This window comes from Bacteroides difficilis (assembly GCF_048319815.1).
Classification (GTDB): domain Bacteria; phylum Bacteroidota; class Bacteroidia; order Bacteroidales; family Bacteroidaceae; genus Bacteroides; species Bacteroides zhangwenhongii.
The window spans coordinates 1,029,390-1,048,501 of sequence record NZ_CP182814.1 but is presented as its reverse complement, the minus strand read 5'-3'; the positions used below and the strand labels follow the sequence as shown (position 1 = coordinate 1,048,501).

Sequence of the window (19,112 nt, the reverse complement as noted above, 5' to 3'; positions counted from 1 at the left end):
CAGAGAATACAATTATATCTATTTGGCCTAGAATACTGTAAATCCTATATTCTATTTATTTAGCGTATTCAGCCCAGTTCGTATTCTTCATATCACCGCTCTTAGCCAGTTCCGCGTGCATTCCGAGTGCAGCTTGGATGGCGTGTGGAGTCTGGGCTTTGCCGCCGGCCAGTTTGAGATAATCCCAAAGCAACTGTTTGTAGTCGGGATGCACACAATTCTCGATGATGGCCTGCGCACGTTCTTTCGGACTCTTGCCACGAAGGTCGGCAACACCCTGTTCGGTGATGATGATATTTACAGAATGCTCGCTGTGGTCGAGGTGAGACACCATCGGGACGATAGCGCTGATTTTGCCTTCCTTAGCCACAGACGGACAAGTGAAGATAGAGATATAAGCGTTGCGGGTAAAGTCGCCCGAGCCGCCGATACCGTTCATCATCTTCGTGCCACCGATGTGGGTAGAGTTCACGTTACCGTAAATATCCGCCTCAATAGCCGTATTGATGGAAATTACACCGAGACGGCGAACCACTTCGGGGCTGTTTGATATTTCCGACGGACGGAGCACCAGCTTGTCGCGGAAGAAATCCATATCGTTGTAAATACCTTCAAGGCAGTCGTTGGTGACAGTCAGTGAGCAGGCGCTGCCGAACTTGATACGTCCTTCGCGGATCAGACCGATCACGGAGTTCTGAATCACCTCAGTGTACATTTCGAAAGGGGGAATTGTTTTGTCGCGTCCCAATGCGCCGAGTACGGCGTTAGCGATGTTTCCCACGCCCGACTGCAACGGAAGGAATGTAGCCGGAATGATACCGCGTTTCATATCCGCAGCAAGGAAGTCGGCCACGTTCTGCCCGATTTTGTCGGTCAGCGGATCGGCGGCGGCGAAAGAACGGGCTTCGTCCGGCCAGTTGGTTTCCACCACACCGACAATCTTTTTCGGATCTACCTGCACGTACGGCAGTCCGATGCGGTCACTCGGCTTGTAGATCGGAATCTCGCGACGATAAGGAGGATCCAGAGGTTCGTATACGTCGTGCAGTCCCATACCGGATTTACTGTGCGCACTGTTCAGCTCGATAATAATCTGGTCTGCCAGGCGACAGATGGTCGGGGCGATACCGCCGGCGGCAGTCAGGTAGATCTTTCCGTCCGGAGTCACCTCGCAAGCTTCGATGATGGCAACGTTCACTTTGCCCATGAATCCGTAGCGCACCTCCTGCGCCATCTGTGAAAGATGTATGTCGTTGTAGGCAATTTCTCCGTTGTTCACAGCCTTGCGGAAATCGACGTTGGTAGTGTAAGGAGCGCGGTAACGGATGGCTTTGGCACGTGATAGTATGCCGTCACAAGATTCTCCGGTAGATGCACCTGTAAAAATTCCTACTTGAAACGGGTTTCCTTTCGCGTGTTCCGCTTCAGCGATTTTTGCGAGTTCGGCTGTGACAGCCTTGGCCGTTCCGGCGGGAGTAAATCCGCTAAGGCCGATGTTGTAGCCATGTTTGATCAGGCTTGCAGCTTCCGCTGCCGAGATACGATTTAGTGGCATAAATAGTACAATTTCGTGTTAAAATACAGTTGATATTTTAGGGTTAATTATCGCTTAATATTTTCGTTGAAGAATTTCTCCCCAGATAATGGCGCGTCGGGCTTCTTCCGCCGAGCGGATTGCGAAATCCTGTTCGTTGCCGGGAGACGACTCGTCGGGAGCGTTGTATTGGGAGTTTTGCCGGATATTGCGTTTGTCCTGTGCGGCGCTGTTCGCTATGGAGGCGGCTACGGATACTTCTTCCCGTTTCTTTTTCCGTTTGGGGTTACTCCACGCTTCGGGCATAGGAACTGCGTCCGGTTTTATTTCGTCGGACGATGGCATAGGGGAAACGGGGCGTTTGCCGGGCTTTTTATTCTTATTCACCTCTTTAAATATTCCCACAAGAATGACACCTGCTATCAAGAGAAATTTTAAGAAATCTTCCATTGTGTTTCACTGCTATTTAGTTATCTGCCAAAGTTACGTATTAAATCTGATTCAGGATAACTTTTCAGTATGAAAAAAGGGCAGCTTCACAGCTCCCCTTAATTTTTTTAACCTAAACCTTAACTATGAAAAAATCTAATGTTTCTTTCATTGCACAAATGTGAAAAATAAAATTAAAATTGCCAAGAATACTGCCGGAAAATGTTTATTCCCTTAACATTAATTACAGGTTATGTGACTTAATCGTAAGTTTTGGTGTTATTTTTGCGCTGATTTGTATCTTATTAAAAGCGAAGCCGTATCTTTGCAACCGGATTTTTAATTTAGATTTGAGTATGAACGAATTAACGGGAGCGGACTTTAAATCCGCAACTGCTGATGACAGCAAAAAGCTGTTTATCGAGACTTACGGCTGCCAGATGAATGTGGCCGACAGCGAGGTGATTGCCTCAGTGATGCAAATGGCGGGTTACTCTGTGGCGGAAACGCTTGAGGAGGCCGATGCCGTGTTTATGAACACTTGTTCTATCCGTGACAATGCGGAGCAGAAAATCCTGAACCGTCTGGAGTTCTTCCATTCGTTGAAGAAAAAGAAAAAACACTTGATTGTGGGCGTACTGGGATGTATGGCCGAGCGGGTGAAGGACGATCTGATAACGAATCATCACGTAGACCTCGTGGTGGGGCCGGACGCTTACCTGACATTGCCCGATCTGATTGCCGCCGTAGAAGCCGGAGAGAAGGCGATCAATGTGGAACTCTCCACTACCGAAACTTATCGGGATGTGATTCCGTCGCGTATCTGCGGCAACCATATTTCCGGATTCGTGTCCATCATGCGCGGTTGCAACAATTTCTGTACCTACTGTATCGTGCCCTATACTCGCGGGCGCGAGCGTAGCCGTGATGTAGAGAGTATCCTGAACGAAGTGGCTGACCTGGTGGCGAAAGGTTATAAGGAGGTGACATTGCTGGGACAGAACGTCAACTCCTACCATTTTGAGAAACCGACGGGCGAGACAGTCACTTTCCCGATGTTGCTGCGTACTGTGGCGGAGGCGGCTCCGGGTGTACGTATCCGTTTCACGACCTCCCATCCGAAGGATATGAGCGACGAAACGCTTGAAGTAATCGCACAGGTTCCCAATGTGTGCAAGCATATCCACTTGCCCGTGCAGAGCGGTAGTTCCCGCATTCTGAAGCTGATGAACCGCAAGTATACCCGCGAATGGTATCTGGACCGGGTGGCGGCTATCAAACGTATCATCCCCGACTGTGGACTGACAACGGATATCTTCTCCGGTTTTCATTCCGAGACGGAGGAAGATCACGCCATGTCGCTCTCTTTGATGGAAGAGTGCGGATACGATGCGGCTTTCATGTTCAAATATTCTGAACGTCCGGGGACGTATGCCTCGAAACATCTTGAAGACAATGTGCCCGAAGAGGTGAAAGTGCGTCGCCTCAACGAGATTATCGCCTTGCAGAACCGTCTGTCCGCCGAGTCCAACCAGCGTTGTATCGGAAAGACGTACGAAGTCCTCGTGGAAGGAGTCTCCAAGCGCTCGCGTGACCAGTTGTTCGGCCGTACGGAACAGAACCGTGTCGTAGTGTTCGATCGGGGCACACATCGTGTCGGCGACTTCGTGAACGTACGTATCACGGAAGCTAGTTCGGCTACACTGAAAGGAGTGTGTTGCAACGCTGACCTCTCATAGAGTTTTAAAATTCTCTTTTTATTATCACTTGTCACTTTTCAGACTTAATTCTCTGATAATCAAATGCAATTTAGTGACAATAGCCAGTGATAATAAGGTGATAATAGGAAAGACGAAGCTTTTTATTATCACCTTATTTATTACTACTATGCAATTTATATATCTGATTACTAATAGCTTGGTTTATAATCCGACCATTAATTTCTTTATATTAAGAATGCCCTTTTTGACCGTAAGATTGCGTTTTCGCAGTGTTTTCCTTCCGGTAAAGTTGTTGTTGGACGGCTATGTTCTCTGCATATGGTGTGGGAATTAAAACAAAATCCGGTAGGCTTAACAAACAACAAGGCACTACTAATATGTTTTGTAGGCACTACGTTCCCGTTTCACGTATGTGAAGCATTTGGATGACGTACGTAGACTTTCCGGTTCTCGCAGGTGAACCGAATGGTTCATGTACGTCAAACGAATACTAATTGCCGGAAAAATACATTAAACAAGGCGCATGATTATATTAAGTAAGCCGCATAAACAATTTAATAATGCGGCTTATATCTGGTTAGGAAAGTATATCAACCGATAAACAACCGCAGGAGGATTAGATACTCATTGGTATACTTCTTTCTCCCAACAGGCTGCTTTATCATTTTATCTCTCAAGATTTAGCAAAATCATGCAGGGTTTATATTTCTGATTTCTATTAAAAGTCCTTAACGAAAGCCCAATCCATCACTTTTTATTTGTTTCTTTGCACCAAATTAGGGTATAGTGTTGCTTCTTGCATTGAGGCAGCACTTAATTTTGTTTTAGGATTGATGGAGAAACTCAGTATAAATGCTTGTCCGGTGTGTGGTTGTACGCACTTGAAACGCGTCATGACTTGTACGGATTTTTATGCTTCGGGCGAACAGTTTGAGCTGTATTCGTGTGACGATTGCAGCTTTACGTTCACGCAAGGAGTTCCGGTAGAAGCAGAGATAGGCAAGTATTATGAGACTCCCGACTACATCTCCCACACTGATACGCGCAAGGGCGCGATGAATAATATCTATCATTACGTACGTTCCTATATGCTGGGCCGCAAAGCGCGTCTGGTAGCCAGAGAAGCGCATCGCAAGACGGGACGTTTGCTCGATATAGGTACGGGAACCGGTTACTTTGCCGATACGATGGTGCGTCGTGGTTGGAAAGTGGAGGCGATAGAGAAAAGTCCGCAGGCACGTGAATTTGCAAAAGCGCATTTCAATCTGGACGTAAAGCCGGAGTCGGCACTGAAAGAGTTTGCTCCCGATAGCTTTGATGTCATTACCCTTTGGCACGTGATGGAGCATTTGGAACATCTCAGTGAGGTGTGGGAACGACTCCGTGAGCTGTTGACGGAAAAAGGAGTATTGATTGTGGCAGTGCCCAACTGTTCTTCGTACGACGCCAAGCGTTATGGCGAATATTGGGCGGCATACGACGTTCCCCGCCACCTTTGGCATTTTACTCCGGGCACTATACAGCAGTTGGCTTCCCGTCACGGTTTTATTATGGCAGCACGCCATCCGATGCCGTTCGATGCGTTTTACGTATCTATGCTGAGCGAGAAACATCGTGGCAGTTCGTGTAGTTTCCTGAAAGGGATGTATGCAGGCACGCTGGCTTGGTTCAACGCTTTGGGACGAAAGGAACGAAGCAGTTCTATGATTTACGTATTCCGAAAAAAGAGATAACGCATGGGAAATAAAAACAAGTATAAGTCAGGTTCGATTTTCGACATGCAGTTCATTACGTCGAGTATCAGTACGACACTGGTGTTGCTGTTGCTGGGACTGGTCGTCTTTTTCGTGTTGACGGCACACAATCTTTCCGTCTATGTTCGTGAGAATATCAGTTTCTCTATTCTTATCAGTGACGATATGAAGGAGGCCGACATACTGAAACTTCAGAAGAAGCTGAACGGCGAGTCTTTCGTGAAAGAGTCCGAATACATCTCTAAGAAGCAGGCTTTGAAAGAGCAGACGGAGGCGATGGGTACTGACCCCGAAGAGTTTTTGGGTTATAATCCTTTCACCGCTTCTATCGAAATCAAGCTCCATTCCGAGTATGCGAATTCCGACAGTATCGCGAAGATAGAGAAGAAGATCAAGAGGAATACCAACATACAGGATGTGCTCTATCGGAAGGAGCTGATTGACGCGGTGAATGATAATATACGGAATATCAGTCTGGTGCTGCTTGCGTTGGCGGTAGTGCTTACCTTTATCTCTTTTGCATTGATAAACAATACGATAAGGCTGGCCATTTACTCCAAGCGGTTCCTCATTCACACCATGAAACTGGTAGGTGCGAGTTGGGGATTTATTCGTGGCCCATTCCTCCGGAAGAATGTGTGGAGCGGAGTGTTGGCGGCGGTTGTGGCAGATACGGTATTGATGGGAACTGCTTATTGGGCGGTGACATACGAGCCGGAGCTGCTCCAGGTCATCACGCCCGAGGTGATGTTGATTGTATGTGCAAGCGTATTGGTGTTTGGAATTGTGATTACATGGTTCTGCGCCTATGTGTCAATCAATAAATATCTGAGAATGAGGGCGAACAGCCTGTACTATATTTAGCGGATAATGAGTGATAAGTAATAAGTTGAGGTAGTGAGACACGTCGTTTGCGACTTTGATTTATAATTTTTAATTTATAATTTTTAATTGAAACTATGTCTGACAAGCAGAAATTTGCCTTTGATAAAGTGAACTTTATCTTGCTAGCAATAGGAATGGCGATTGTTATCATCGGGTTCCTGCTGATGGCGGGACCTTCGTCGTCCGAAACAGCCTTTGAACCGGATATTTTCAGTGTACGTAGAATAAAGATAGCACCTGCTGTTTGCCTGTTTGGCTTCTTGTCTATGATATACGCTGTGTTACGCAAACCTAAAACTCAAAAGACAGAGAAATAAAGATGGGGGATCTGACTACATTTGAAACAATTATCATCGCTATTGTAGAGGGGTTGACGGAGTTTCTTCCGGTTTCTTCTACGGGACACATGATTATAACACAAAACATACTGGGAGTAGAGAGCACGGAATTCGTGAAGGCTTTTACAGTTATTATTCAGTTTGGCGCGATTCTTTCGGTTGTCTGCCTTTATTGGAAACGGTTCTTCCGGTTGAACAACACTCCGGTGCCTGCCGGTACTTCCTGGCTGAAGCGTTTGCTGCATCGGTTCGATTTCTATTGGAAGCTGTTGGTCGCTTTTATCCCTGCGGCTATATTGGGCTTCTTATTCAGTGATAAGATAGATGAATTGTTGGAGAGTGTGACGGTGGTGGCCGTTATGCTGGTGATTGGCGGAGTGTTCATGTTGTTTTGTGACAGAATATTCACGAAAGGAAGTGAAGACACGGTGCTGACGGAGAAGAAGGCATTCAATATCGGCTTGTTTCAGTGTATTGCCATGATACCGGGCGTTTCGCGTTCGATGGCTACCATTGTGGGCGGTATGGCGCAGAAACTGACACGTAAGGAAGCAGCCGAGTTTTCGTTTTTCCTGGCGGTGCCGACGATGTTTGCGGCAACCGGATATAAGGTGCTGAAACTCTTTTTGGATGGAGGGACTGAAGTACTGATGAATAATATGCCGGCACTTATCATTGGTAATGTAGTGGCTTTTATCGTCGCTTTGCTTGCTATAAAGTTCTTTATAAACTTCGTGACCAAATATGGCTTTAAGGCATTCGGTTGGTACCGGATTATCGTGGGTGGAGCTATTCTGGTGATGTTGTTGATGGGATATAATCTGCAAATAGACTGATGGGCTTTGGATGAGTGGTCACAGAAGCGGATGAGTTATAAATAAAGGCTGATGAATTTTAAAAAAGGAGAAGTACTGTTTTTTAATAAACCTCTCGGGTGGACTTCATTTAAAGTAGTGGGACATGCCCGCTATCATATCTGTCGCCGGATAGGAGTGAAAAAACTGAAAGTCGGGCACGCCGGTACGCTGGATCCTCTTGCAACGGGGGTGATGATAGTATGTACGGGTAAGGCCACGAAGCGGATAGAAGAGTTTCAATATCATACGAAGGAGTATATCGCCACGCTTCGGCTGGGGGCTACTACGCCGTCGTACGATCTGGAACACGAGATAGATGCTACCTACCCTACCGGACATATCACGCGGGAGATGGTGGAAGAAGTGTTGACACATTTTATAGGTACGATAGAACAGGTTCCCCCTGCTTTCTCCGCCTGCATGGTGGATGGAAAACGTGCTTATGAGTTGGCACGGAAAGGCGAGGAAGTCGAACTAAAGGCGAAGCAGCTTGTTATCGACGAGATTGAATTGCTGGAATGCTGTCTGGAGACACCGGAGCCGATGATTCGGATTCGTGTGGTATGCAGCAAGGGAACGTATATCCGTGCGTTGGCACGCGACATTGGCGAAGCACTCCACAGCGGAGCGCATCTGACGGGATTGATTCGTACACGTGTGGGCGATGTCCGTCTGGAAGACTGTCTGGACCCTGAACACTTTAAAGAGTGGATAGACCGGCAGGAAATAGAAAATGAGGAAGAAAATAATTAACGTAATAAGGAATAGATATGAAATTATCACAATTCAAATTTAAGTTACCCGAAGACAAGATCGCGTTGCACCCGACGAAGTATAGGGATGAATCGCGTTTGATGGTATTGCATCGTAATACTGGTAAGATTGAGCACAAGATGTTCAAGGAAGTTCTGGAGTATTTTGATGATAAGGATGTGTTTATATTCAATGATACGAAGGTGTTCCCGGCTCGTTTGTATGGTAACAAGGAGAAGACTGGTGCCCGTATCGAAGTGTTCTTGTTGCGTGAGTTGAACGAAGAACTACGCCTGTGGGACGTGTTGGTGGATCCGGCCCGTAAGATCCGCATCGGTAATAAGCTGTATTTCGGACCGGACGATTCGATGGTGGCTGAGGTGATTGACAATACTACTTCGCGTGGCCGTACGCTCCGTTTCCTTTATGACGGACCTCATGATGAGTTCAAGAAAGCTTTATATGAATTGGGCGAGACTCCCCTGCCCCATACGATTATCAACCGTCCGGTAGAGCCGGAAGATGCGGAGCGTTTCCAGTCTATCTTTGCGAAGAACGAAGGTGCGGTGACTGCCCCGACTGCCAGCCTGCATTTCAGCCGTGAGCTGATGAAGCGTCTGGAGATCAAAGGAGTGGACTTTGCTTACATCACTCTGCACGCCGGTTTGGGCAACTTCCGCGATATCGATGTGGAAGACCTGACAAAGCATAAGATGGATTCGGAACAGATGTTTGTGGATGAAGCGGCTGTGAAGACTGTCAACCGTGCGAAAGATAATGGAAAGAATGTGTGTGCGGTAGGTACGACAGTGATGCGCGCGATTGAAAGTGCGGTCAGCACGGACGGACATCTGAAGGAATTTGAGGGTTGGACTAATAAGTTTATCTTCCCTCCGTATGAATTCACCGTAGCCAATTCAATGATTTCCAACTTCCATATGCCGCTTTCTACCTTGCTGATGATTGTAGCTGCCTTTGGCGGTTATGAACAGGTGATGGATGCTTATCATGTAGCGCTGAAAGAAGGTTACCGCTTCGGTACGTATGGAGATGCAATGCTGATTCTGGATAAATAATGGCGAAAGTGTATGTAGGACTCGGCACTAACTTGGGAGATAAAGAACAGAATCTTAAGGTTGCCGTGCAAAAAATAGAAGAGCAGATAGGAAAAGTCGTTTCCCTGTCTGCTTTTTACATAACTGCCCCTTGGGGCTTTACCTCTGAGAATAGTTTCCTGAATGCGGCGGCTTGTGTGGAAACGGAACTGTCTCCTTTGGATGTGTTGCAGAAAACGCAGTCGATTGAACGCGAACTGGGACGCACGAAGAAGTCGGTCAATGGCGCTTATAGCGACCGCCTGATTGATATTGACCTGTTGCTTTATGAGGATCTGATTCTCTCTGCAGTCACTCCGTCCGGAGCGGAATTGAATCTCCCCCACCCGCTGATGGCGGAACGTGACTTCGTGATGAAACCGTTGGCGGAAATAGCTCCGGAACTGGTACATCCGGTATTGGGGAAGACGATGCGGGAACTTATTTCTTCTTTTTCTCCGCAATAAATACCGGCAAATAGGCAATGCAGCCTATCAATATTGCATACAGCAGATGGATCTCCTGGAACGGTCTGTCAATGAAATGGCAGACAATGGCATAGATGGCAATCGTGAAGCCTATATAAAGCGCCAGGACTAAGAGCGTTTTTAATTTCTTATTTAGAATCATTTTAAATCTATTTATGTGTTAAATACGGGTCAAAGATACTCATTATCTCCGAAATCTCTTTATCTTTGCACCCGAAATGAAAGTGTGGACAGATTTGAGTAGCTTGCAACCACGGAAAAAAATGCTAAAACACGTCTTACCGACGCTTTGCGGTTTAATCCTTGCAGCACTCACCTCTCCTGCTCTCTCTCATTTTTTAATTTTCAATTTTTAATTCTTAATTTAAAAAGATGGGATACTTATTTACATCCGAATCGGTGTCAGAAGGACACCCCGACAAGGTAGCCGATCAGATATCGGATGCCGTGCTTGACAAACTGTTGGCTTACGACCCCAGTTCGAAAGTAGCTTGCGAAACACTAGTGACTACCGGACAAGTGGTGCTAGCGGGTGAAGTGAAAACAAAAGCGTACGTTGATCTCCAGCTCATCGCACGTGAGGTAATTAAGAAAATCGGCTATACCAAAGGAGAGTACATGTTCGAAAGTAACTCTTGCGGTGTGCTTTCCGCCATTCATGAGCAGAGCCCCGATATCAACCGTGGTGTGGAACGTCAGGATCCGATGGAACAGGGTGCGGGCGACCAGGGTATGATGTTCGGTTATGCTACCAATGAAACGGAAAACTACATGCCGCTTTCTCTTGATCTGGCACACCGCATTCTGCAAGTGCTGGCTGATATCCGTCGTGAAGGAAAGGTGATGACTTACCTTCGTCCCGATGCAAAAAGCCAGGTGACTATCGAATATGACGACAACGGAACTCCTGTTCGTATTGATACAATTGTTGTTTCTACGCAGCACGATGACTTTATCCAGCCGGAAGATGATTCGCAGGCTGCCCAGCTGAAGGCTGACGAAGAGATGTTGTCTATCATCCGTCGTGATGTGATCGAGATTCTGATGCCTCGTGTGATTGCTTCCATTCATCATGATAAGGTGTTGGCGCTGTTCAATGATAAAATTATCTATCATGTCAATCCTACCGGAAAGTTTGTAATCGGTGGTCCTCACGGAGATACCGGTTTGACAGGACGTAAGATTATCGTTGATACGTATGGCGGTAAAGGTGCTCACGGTGGTGGCGCTTTCTCAGGAAAAGACCCCAGCAAGGTAGACCGCAGCGCAGCTTATGCGGCGCGTCATATCGCTAAGAATATGGTTGCGGCAGGGGTAGCGGATGAAATGCTCGTACAGGTGAGTTATGCTATCGGCGTGGCTCGTCCGATCAATATTTTTGTAGATACTTACGGCCGTTCTCACGTGAACATGACCGACGGTGAGATTGCCCGTGTGATCGACCAACTGTTCGACCTTCGCCCGAAGGCTATCGAGGAGCGCCTGAAACTTCGTAATCCGATTTATCAGGAAACGGCTGCATACGGTCACATGGGGCGCGAACCGCAGGTGGTAACGAAGAAGTTCTTTTCCCGCTATGAAGGAGACAAGACGGTAGACGTTGAACTCTTTACATGGGAGAAACTCGACTATGTAGATAAAATTAAAGCCGCTTTCGGTCTGTAAATAGTCTGAAACCGAGCTTGACTTGTTTGATAAGAGCCGCGATTTCATTTTCCTTTTCCGGAAATTGAGGTTGCGGCCTTTGTTTTTTTTCGTAATTTTGCAGGGTGATACAATAAATCGTAGCAATGAACCAGATACATTCCGTATGCGTATATAGCGCTTCCAGCACCAAGATAAATCCTGTGTATTTTAAAGCAGCCGAAGAATTGGGCGGTTTGCTTGCCGAACATCATATCCGATTGATTAACGGGGCAGGCAGTATCGGCTTGATGCGTGCCGTTGCGGATGCGGTATTGAAGAATGGTGGGGAAGTGACGGGAGTGATTCCTCGTTTTATGGTAGAGCAGAACTGGCAGCACACGGGATTGACGGAACTGATTGAAGTGGAGTCCATGCATGAACGGAAACAGAAGATGGCGAATTTGAGTGACGGCATTATTGCGCTGCCCGGTGGTTGCGGTACGCTGGAAGAACTGCTGGAGATTATTACCTGGAAGCAATTGGGACTGTATCTCAATCCTATTATTATTCTCAATGCAAACGGTTTCTTTGATCCGTTGCTGGAAATGCTAGGGAAGGCGATTGACGAGAATTTTATGCGTCAACAGCATGGAGATATATGGAAAGTGGCACAGACACCCGAAGAAGCGTTGAGATTGCTCTATGAGACTCCTGTATGGGATATTTCCATTCGTAAATTTGCGGCTATATGATTGTGGAACTATTTATTTCGGGCATTGAAGGTATTCCTATCTCCTATTCTCCCCGTACAGATGATGCTATTGCTCTGACCCTGTTGGCTTGCTTTTTCCTTTCGTCCATTGCTCTGGCTAAAGGAAAGAAATTTCTTTCTCAGCAAGTGAAAGATTTTGTGTTGCATCGCGAACGGACAAGTATTTTCGATAGCTCTACGGCGGCTGATGTACGTTACCTGCTTGTGCTTGTGTTACAAACCTGTGTGTTGGCGGGCATCACTTTCTTCAATTATTTTCATGATATGTGTCCTGCCTTGATGGACCATGTATCCTCTCTCCTATTGTTAGGAATCTATGTCGGCTTTTGCCTTGTTTATTTCTTACTGAAATGGCTACTTTATATGTTTCTGGGGTGGACTTTCTTTGATAAAAACAGGACAAATATGTGGCTGGAATCTTATTCTTCACTCATATATTATGTAGGATTTGCTCTTTTTCCATTCGTACTTTTTCTCGTTTATTTTGACTTGAGTTTTATTAATTTGATTATAATCGGTTCAATTATTCTAATTTTCACTAAAATATTGATGTTTTATAAGTGGATAAAGCTTTTTTTTCATCAATTTGGCGACCTTTTCCTATTAATTTTGTACTTTTGCGCTCTTGAAATAGTACCTTGTCTGCTACTCTATCAAGGTATGGTTCAAATTAATGATGTATTGCTAATAAAATTTTAGGACGTTGAAAATTAAAAAAGTACTAGTTTCGCAGCCTAAGCCTGCGTCAGAGAAATCTCCCTATTACGACATAGCAGAGAAGTATGGCGTAAAAATAGATTTCCGGCCGTTTATCAAGGTTGAAAGTCTTTCGGCGAAAGAATTTCGGCAACAGAAAATTTCGATTCTCGACCACACTGCCGTTATATTCACTTCTCGCCATGCTATTGACCATTTCTTTAATTTATGTACCGAGTTACGTGTGACGATTCCCGAAACGATGAAGTATTTCTGTGTGACGGAAGCCGTTGCGTTGTACATCCAGAAATATGTGCAATATCGCAAACGTAAAATATTCTTCGGAGCTACGGGAAAGATTGAAGACTTGATTCCTTCGATTGTGAAGCATAAAACGGAGAAATATTTCGTCCCTATGTCGGACGTGCATAATGACGATGTGAAGAATTTGCTCGACAAGAATGGTATACAGCATACGGAAGCTGTGATGTATCGTACGGTCAGCAATGATTTTACACCGGATGAAGAGTTTGATTATGATATGTTAGTGTTCTTCAGTCCTGCGGGAGTGACTTCGTTGAAGAAGAATTTCCCTGATTTTAATCAGAAAGAGATTAAGATCGGAACTTTCGGTTCCACTACCGCACAGGCTGTACGTGACGCCGGTCTTCGTTTGGATCTTGAAGCTCCTACGGTGCAGGCTCCGTCAATGACTGCCGCACTTGATATGTTTATCAAAGAAAACAATAAATAAACAGAGTGGGTATATATACTTTGTGCAAGGCCGAAAGGCTGAATAGTAAGATTTTGATCGGAAAGATGTTTGAAGGCGGCGTTTCAAAGTCGTTTTCCATCTTTCCGATACGCGTTGTATATATGCCTGTCGAACAAGGCGAGGCTTCGGCTTCCATACTGATCAGCGTGTCGAAACGACGTTTCAAGCGGGCGGTAAAGCGCAATCGGGTGAAACGTCAGATACGCGAGGCTTACCGGAAGAATAAATCCATCCTGTTGGAATGTCTGCAAGGCCGGGAACAGCATTTGGCAATCGCCTTTCTCTATCTGTCGGACGAGCTTACAGCGACTGCCGAATTGGAAGAGAAGATGAAAATAGCGCTTTCGCGCATCTCTGAAAAACTATCCTCATGAAATTTCATGGCTCCCGAATATCTGTCAGCTGGATATTCGTAAAAGACATGCTGCGGAGAGTGTTTTCATTCTTGCTGCTTATTCCTATCTATTTCTATCGGGTTTGTATTTCACCGTTAACTCCTCCTTCTTGCCGGTTTACACCGACTTGTTCGGCCTATGCGGTCGAGGCGATTAAGAAACATGGACCTGTAAAAGGGCTGTATCTGACTGTGCGGCGTATTCTGAGATGTCACCCGTGGGGTGGCTCCGGTTATGATCCCGTGCCTTAACATATAAATAAAAAAACAACAATGAGAAAGAACAATATAAACGTTGCCAATGCCATTTTGGATATTCATACCCATAAGGGAGAGATCCAGTCCGGTGGTAAAGCTATTATCAATTATCGGCAGTCAGCGGGAACGCCTCTTCAGGACGGGTATTACTATTCTGTCGGCATTCATCCCTGGGAACTGAAGCCGGGTAACTTGAAACGGCACTCGGATTTTGTTATTGATCACTTGCCTGATGAGCATATTGTTGCCATAGGGGAATGTGGCCTGGACAAATTGAAAGGGGCTTCCATAAATGAGCAAATGGTAGCATTGCAATTTGAGATATTTATGTCGCTGGAATATGATTTGCCGCTGATTCTTCACAATGTGAGAATGGCGGATAAGATACTGGCTGTGAAAAAAGAATTTCAACCCAAGCAGGCTTGGATATGGCATGGTTTCAGGGGAAAGCCCGAACAGGCGAAACAAATGCTGGACAAAGGATTATATCTGTCTTTCGGAGAATTTTATTCGGATGAAGCGATGAGAGTGGTACCCGATGACCGTCTGTTTCTGGAGACGGACGATAGTGAGCTTGATATTGAGGATATTCTGTATCGGGCGGCCCAAGTGCGTGGAGTGGAAGTGGAAACACTGCGCGAAACAATCCGACGGAACATTCAAAATGTCTTTTTTAGGGCATAAGAGTTGTATCTTCCGAGAAAGAGTCGTACTTTTGTCGCACATGGAATTGAAATACAATAAAAACCAAATAATTAAAGAGTAATACGATGAATTTTGTAGAAGAATTGAGATGGCGTGGCATGTTGCAGGACATCATGCCGGGAACAGAAGAGTTGTTAAGCAAAGAGCAGGTGACTGCCTACTTGGGTATCGACCCGACTGCCGATTCGCTACACATTGGTCACCTTTGTGGAGTGATGATCCTTCGTCATTTCCAACGCTGCGGTCATAAGCCGTTGGCACTGATCGGTGGCGCTACAGGTATGATTGGTGACCCTTCCGGTAAATCGGCAGAACGTAACCTGCTGGACGAAGAGACATTGCGTCACAATCAGGCATGTATCAAGAATCAGCTTGCCAAATTCCTCGACTTCGAGTCGGAGGTGCCTAACCGCGCCGAGCTGGTGAACAACTATGACTGGATGAAAGACTTCACTTTCCTCGATTTTGTTCGCGAAGTAGGTAAGCACATCACTGTAAACTATATGATGGCGAAAGACTCTGTGAAACGTCGTCTGAATGGTGAAGCACGTGACGGACTGTCATTTACCGAGTTTACTTATCAGCTACTTCAAGGATATGATTTCCTCCACTTATATGAGACAAAGGGATGTAAACTGCAAATGGGCGGTTCCGACCAATGGGGTAATATCACTACCGGTGCCGAATTGATTCGTCGTACGAATGGGGGAGAGGTTTTTGCGCTGACTTGTCCGTTGATTACAAAAGCTGACGGTGGTAAGTTCGGTAAGACGGAATCCGGGAATATCTGGTTGGATCCCCGTTATACGTCTCCTTACAAGTTCTACCAATTCTGGCTGAATGTAAGCGACTCTGACGCAGAACGTTATATCAAGATTTTCACTTCCATCGAGAAGGAAGAAATAGAAGCTCTGATTGCAGAACATCAGGCAGCTCCGCACTTGCGTATCCTTCAGAAACGTCTGGCTAAGGAAGTTACCGTAATGGTTCATTCCGAAGAAGATTATAATGCAGCAGTGGATGCATCAAACATTTTGTTTGGTAATGCAACTTCGGAAGCGTTGCGTAAATTGGATGAGGATACGCTGCTTGCTGTATTCGAAGGCGTACCTCAGTTTGAGATTTCCCGTGATGCATTGGCGGAAGGTGTGAAAGCTGTTGACTTATTCGTTGATAATGCGGCTGTATTTGCTTCGAAAGGTGAAATGCGTAAGTTGGTTCAAGGCGGAGGCGTTTCGTTGAATAAAGAAAAGCTGGCGGCTTTTGACCAGGTAATTACGACAGCTGACCTGCTTGATGAGAAATATCTGCTTGTTCAGCGCGGTAAAAAGAACTATTATTTGCTGATTGCAAAGTAATAGCTCATTATTTATTAGGTAGCAAAGTAAAAAAATGAATGAAATATTTGGAGGTTTGCTTGCAAACCTCTATCTTTGCACCGCTTTTTAACAGAAAGCGCATAAGTTTGGACTATGGTGTAATGGTAGCACAACAGGTTTTGGTTCTGTTTGTCCAAGTTCGAATCTTGGTAGTCCAACAAAGTAACAGTTTAGAAGATACAAAGCCCCGCAAAAGTAAATGTTTTGCGGGGTTTTTTGTAGCCTTTAGCGAGTTTTTCACCACAGATTACACAGATTCACACAGATTAAATTTAATGTATTGATAATTAAAAGCTATAATGGCACAGTTTGAAAACTTTGGAGATCTGCCTTAATAATATCTATAATCTGTGTGAATCTGTGTAATCTGTGGTGAAAAGGTGTTTTGATACACCTTTCATGAAGAGCGTTACTTAATAGTGAAGGATGCTTCCAGGTTTGCGTTGGAGTCTCCGCCTATCCATAGTTTGTACTCACCTTTTTCTTGTCCCCAAGTCATATCTTTACGTGTGAAAGAGAGGTCTTCGGGAGAAAGGTTGAAAGTGACTTTCCGGCTTTCTCCGGCTTTAATCATGATTTTCTTAAAACCTTTCAGTTCCTTTACCGGCCGTGTCACGCTACCCTTCATGTCACGTATGTAAAGCTGTACCACTTCTTCGCCGTCTACATTTCCGGTATTGGTGACATTGACACTGAACTGAAGGGTATCGCCTTCTTCCGCAATGACGGACGAGGGCTGGATATCCGAATACTCAAATGTAGTGTAACTCAGACCATAGCCGAAAGGATAAAGCGGCTCATTCGGACAGTCGATATACCGTGACTTATATTTCTCGCTCGATACAGATTTTAAGCCCATAGGACGGCCTGTATTCTTCATATTGTAATAAAGAGGCACTTGTCCTGTGGCCAGCGGGAAGCTCAGTGTCAGTTTGCCGGAAGGGTTGTAGTCACCGCTGACAACTTCTCCCAATGCCGCTCCCGCCATTGTACCGGGATTCCATGTGAGTAGGAGAGAGGATACCTTTTCCGTCACCTCTTTCAACTCGATGGGACGTGCCACAACAAGCAGAACAACGATGGGCTTTCCTGTTGATTTCAGTTTCTCAAGCAGTTGCATCTGTACTTCCGGCAATTTGAGCGAAGTCATGCTGGCTGCTTCACCGCTTTCCTTTTGCGACAATCCCATTGTGTAGAAGATTACATCCGCCTTTTGTGCTTGTGCCACCGCATTTTTGAAGCCATCGGGAATCTCTTCATGTATCCGGCAACCGGGAGCAAAGTAGATATTCTGTTTTCCATATCTCTCTTCCAGACCTTCCAGGAACGTAACTGTACGTTTCGGTTCCGGAGCCAGTACCCATGAACCCAGCATTTCCCGTTTGTGGTTGGCAAAAGGACCGATGAGCGCAATCTTCTTTCCTTCCTTTACGGGAAGTACGTTATTGTTGTTCTGCAATAATACCATTGACTTTTTTGCCAGTTCTTTGGCGGCCAATAGATTGCTGTCATTGAATATAGTGCTCTTTTCTTTCTCTTCACTGCCGTAACGGTAAGGATCGTCGAATAGTCCCAGTCTATACTTCATCGTCAGAATCTCCGCACATAATTCGTTGACCGTCTCTTCACGTACAACCCCTTCCTTTACCAGTTTCTCGCCATGGAAAAGATAAAGATTATCCACCATGCACATATTCACTCCGGCGTTCATGCCCAAAGAAGCAGCCTCTTCGTCATTGCCGGCAACACCGTGCGCAATCAATTCTTTCACAGCCGTATAATCCGAAACGACAAAACCTTTGAATCCCATCTCTTTTCTTAAAAGATCGCGCATCAGAAAGCTGTTGGCGGTGCAAGGCACTCCGTCGTATTCATTGAACGCGCTCATCACGGTAGCGGCTCCGGCGTCAATGGCGGCTTTGAAGGGTGGGAGATAAGTATCCCGCAATTCCCGTTCCGAGATGTCCACCGTGTGATAATCACGTCCTGCCTGCGCGGCACCGTAGGCAATGAAATGCTTTGCGCAAGAGAGAATGGTGTTGTCTTTTGACAAATCGTCTCCTTGATATCCGCGTACCATCGCCGCTGCGATAAGACCTCCGAGATAAGGATCCTCACCCGAACCTTCGGACACCCGTCCCCAACGGGGATCACGGCTGATGTCGCACATCGGGGAGAACGTCCAGTGCAATCCTACGGACGAAGCTTCCTCTGCAGATACTCGTGCAAAACGCTCTATCTCTTCCAAATCCCAAGAAGCGGAGATACCCAGATTGACGGGGAAGATGGTCTTATATCCGTGGATAACGTCGCATCCCAGCAACAAAGGAATTTTCATACGGGTATTCTCCATAGCCAGTTTTTGCAGTCTGTGGGCTTCCGAAGCGTTGAGAGCACCGAACAGATTCCCGCATTTTCCTTCCTTTATCAGTGCCTCGATGTTGTCTATCGAGCCTGTAGGACCTGTAACATTACCTTTGGTGGGATAGATGATCATCTGCCCCAGCTTCTCTTCCAATGTCATTTTCTTTAAAAGAGAATCTACTTTGTGGGCGATTATCTGATCGGAGTTATCAGTCGTGCGCTGATTGCCGCACGACGACAACGTTAATAAGCTAAAAGCAGCTACATACAAAAAAATTCGTTTCATAAGT

General features: G+C 45.8%; 20 protein-coding genes and 1 tRNA gene. 17 read left to right on the top strand and 4 right to left on the bottom strand.

What is annotated here, in order from left to right; translation table 11 throughout:
• Nucleotides 1–55: 55 nt before the first annotated feature.
• Both ACNOGP_RS04035 and ACNOGP_RS04030 read right to left on the bottom strand, forming a co-directional pair.
• Nucleotides 56–1,555 (bottom strand): acetyl-CoA hydrolase/transferase family protein, encoded by a 1,500-nt coding sequence (locus tag ACNOGP_RS04035; protein ID WP_186966236.1) that lies wholly within the window; start codon nt 1,553–1,555, stop codon nt 56–58.
• Nucleotides 1,556–1,609: 54 nt separating this feature from the next.
• Nucleotides 1,610–1,984, bottom strand: a complete 375-nt coding sequence (locus ACNOGP_RS04030) for a hypothetical protein (protein ID WP_007762700.1) — start codon at nt 1,982–1,984, stop codon at nt 1,610–1,612.
• Between the two features lie 335 nt (nt 1,985–2,319).
• Here ACNOGP_RS04030 and miaB point away from each other — a divergent pair, with 335 nt between their 5' ends.
• From miaB to folK, 8 genes are all read left to right on the top strand, one after another.
• Nucleotides 2,320–3,702 (top strand): tRNA (N6-isopentenyl adenosine(37)-C2)-methylthiotransferase MiaB, encoded by a 1,383-nt coding sequence (gene miaB, locus ACNOGP_RS04025; protein ID WP_418214127.1) that lies wholly within the window; start codon nt 2,320–2,322, stop codon nt 3,700–3,702.
• A gap of 815 nt (nt 3,703–4,517) precedes the next feature.
• On the top strand, nt 4,518–5,417 hold the full coding sequence (locus tag ACNOGP_RS04020) for a class I SAM-dependent methyltransferase (RefSeq protein WP_007762704.1): 900 nt from the start codon (nt 4,518–4,520) through the stop codon (nt 5,415–5,417).
• A 3-nt stretch (nt 5,418–5,420) separates the two neighbouring features.
• Nucleotides 5,421–6,302, top strand: coding sequence for a cell division protein FtsX (locus ACNOGP_RS04015; RefSeq protein WP_418214126.1), 882 nt, complete (start codon nt 5,421–5,423; stop codon nt 6,300–6,302).
• Between the two features lie 95 nt (nt 6,303–6,397).
• The gene (locus tag ACNOGP_RS04010) at nt 6,398–6,640 is read left to right on the top strand and encodes a DUF3098 domain-containing protein (protein WP_007757194.1); all 243 of its coding nucleotides are present in this window, start codon (nt 6,398–6,400) and stop codon (nt 6,638–6,640) included.
• Between the two features lie 2 nt (nt 6,641–6,642).
• Nucleotides 6,643–7,497 (top strand): undecaprenyl-diphosphate phosphatase, encoded by an 855-nt coding sequence (locus ACNOGP_RS04005; RefSeq protein ID WP_186966238.1) that lies wholly within the window; start codon nt 6,643–6,645, stop codon nt 7,495–7,497.
• Nucleotides 7,498–7,548: 51 nt separating this feature from the next.
• Nucleotides 7,549–8,271, top strand: a complete 723-nt coding sequence (truB, locus tag ACNOGP_RS04000; protein ID WP_143867246.1) for a tRNA pseudouridine(55) synthase TruB — start codon at nt 7,549–7,551, stop codon at nt 8,269–8,271.
• A 17-nt stretch (nt 8,272–8,288) separates the two neighbouring features.
• A complete protein-coding gene (queA, locus tag ACNOGP_RS03995) occupies nt 8,289–9,347 on the top strand; it encodes a tRNA preQ1(34) S-adenosylmethionine ribosyltransferase-isomerase QueA (RefSeq protein ID WP_007762712.1) in 1,059 nt (352 codons plus the stop codon).
• On the top strand, nt 9,347–9,832 hold the full coding sequence (folK, locus tag ACNOGP_RS03990; protein WP_007757205.1) for a 2-amino-4-hydroxy-6-hydroxymethyldihydropteridine diphosphokinase: 486 nt from the start codon (nt 9,347–9,349) through the stop codon (nt 9,830–9,832). The genes queA and folK overlap by 1 nt, the downstream gene beginning before the upstream one ends.
• Here folK and ACNOGP_RS03985 read toward each other — a convergent pair.
• A complete protein-coding gene (locus tag ACNOGP_RS03985; protein ID WP_007757207.1) occupies nt 9,807–9,995 on the bottom strand; it encodes a hypothetical protein in 189 nt (62 codons plus the stop codon). The genes folK and ACNOGP_RS03985 overlap by 26 nt on opposite strands.
• Nucleotides 9,996–10,225: 230 nt before the next feature.
• Here ACNOGP_RS03985 and metK point away from each other — a divergent pair, with 230 nt between their 5' ends.
• The 9 genes from metK to ACNOGP_RS03940 all read left to right on the top strand — a co-directional run bounded on the left by metK (nt 10,226) and on the right by ACNOGP_RS03940 (nt 16,616).
• On the top strand, nt 10,226–11,518 hold the full coding sequence (gene metK, locus ACNOGP_RS03980; RefSeq protein WP_007762720.1) for a methionine adenosyltransferase: 1,293 nt from the start codon (nt 10,226–10,228) through the stop codon (nt 11,516–11,518).
• Nucleotides 11,519–11,643: 125 nt separating this feature from the next.
• Nucleotides 11,644–12,231 carry a TIGR00730 family Rossman fold protein gene (locus ACNOGP_RS03975; RefSeq protein ID WP_418214125.1) on the top strand — a complete coding sequence of 196 codons (588 nt, stop codon included), beginning with the start codon at nt 11,644–11,646 and terminating at the stop codon, nt 12,229–12,231.
• Nucleotides 12,228–12,950: a DUF4271 domain-containing protein gene (locus ACNOGP_RS03970; protein ID WP_418214124.1), complete on the top strand. Its 723-nt coding sequence runs from the start codon at nt 12,228–12,230 to the stop codon at nt 12,948–12,950. Before ACNOGP_RS03975 ends, ACNOGP_RS03970 begins: the two co-directional genes overlap by 4 nt.
• Nucleotides 12,951–12,954: 4 nt before the next feature.
• The gene (locus tag ACNOGP_RS03965; protein ID WP_143867236.1) at nt 12,955–13,701 is read left to right on the top strand and encodes a uroporphyrinogen-III synthase; all 747 of its coding nucleotides are present in this window, start codon (nt 12,955–12,957) and stop codon (nt 13,699–13,701) included.
• A gap of 5 nt (nt 13,702–13,706) precedes the next feature.
• Nucleotides 13,707–14,096, top strand: a complete 390-nt coding sequence (gene rnpA, locus ACNOGP_RS03960; protein WP_418214123.1) for a ribonuclease P protein component — start codon at nt 13,707–13,709, stop codon at nt 14,094–14,096.
• 47 nt (nt 14,097–14,143) lie between these two features.
• Nucleotides 14,144–14,368 (top strand): membrane protein insertion efficiency factor YidD, encoded by a 225-nt coding sequence (gene yidD / locus ACNOGP_RS03955; RefSeq protein ID WP_373148611.1) that lies wholly within the window; start codon nt 14,144–14,146, stop codon nt 14,366–14,368.
• 21 nt (nt 14,369–14,389) lie between these two features.
• Complete coding sequence (locus tag ACNOGP_RS03950; RefSeq protein WP_195629337.1) at nt 14,390–15,058, top strand: TatD family hydrolase; 669 nt, start codon at nt 14,390–14,392, stop codon at nt 15,056–15,058.
• 86 nt (nt 15,059–15,144) lie between these two features.
• The gene (tyrS, locus tag ACNOGP_RS03945) at nt 15,145–16,437 is read left to right on the top strand and encodes a tyrosine--tRNA ligase (protein WP_418214122.1); all 1,293 of its coding nucleotides are present in this window, start codon (nt 15,145–15,147) and stop codon (nt 16,435–16,437) included.
• A gap of 108 nt (nt 16,438–16,545) precedes the next feature.
• Nucleotides 16,546–16,616 (top strand) — tRNA-Gln (locus ACNOGP_RS03940).
• A 251-nt stretch (nt 16,617–16,867) separates the two neighbouring features.
• On the opposite strand, the gene bglX is transcribed toward ACNOGP_RS03940, so the two are convergent.
• Nucleotides 16,868–19,108 carry a beta-glucosidase BglX gene (bglX, locus tag ACNOGP_RS03935; protein WP_418214121.1) on the bottom strand — a complete coding sequence of 747 codons (2,241 nt, stop codon included), beginning with the start codon at nt 19,106–19,108 and terminating at the stop codon, nt 16,868–16,870.
• Nucleotides 19,109–19,112: the final 4 nt, after the last annotated feature.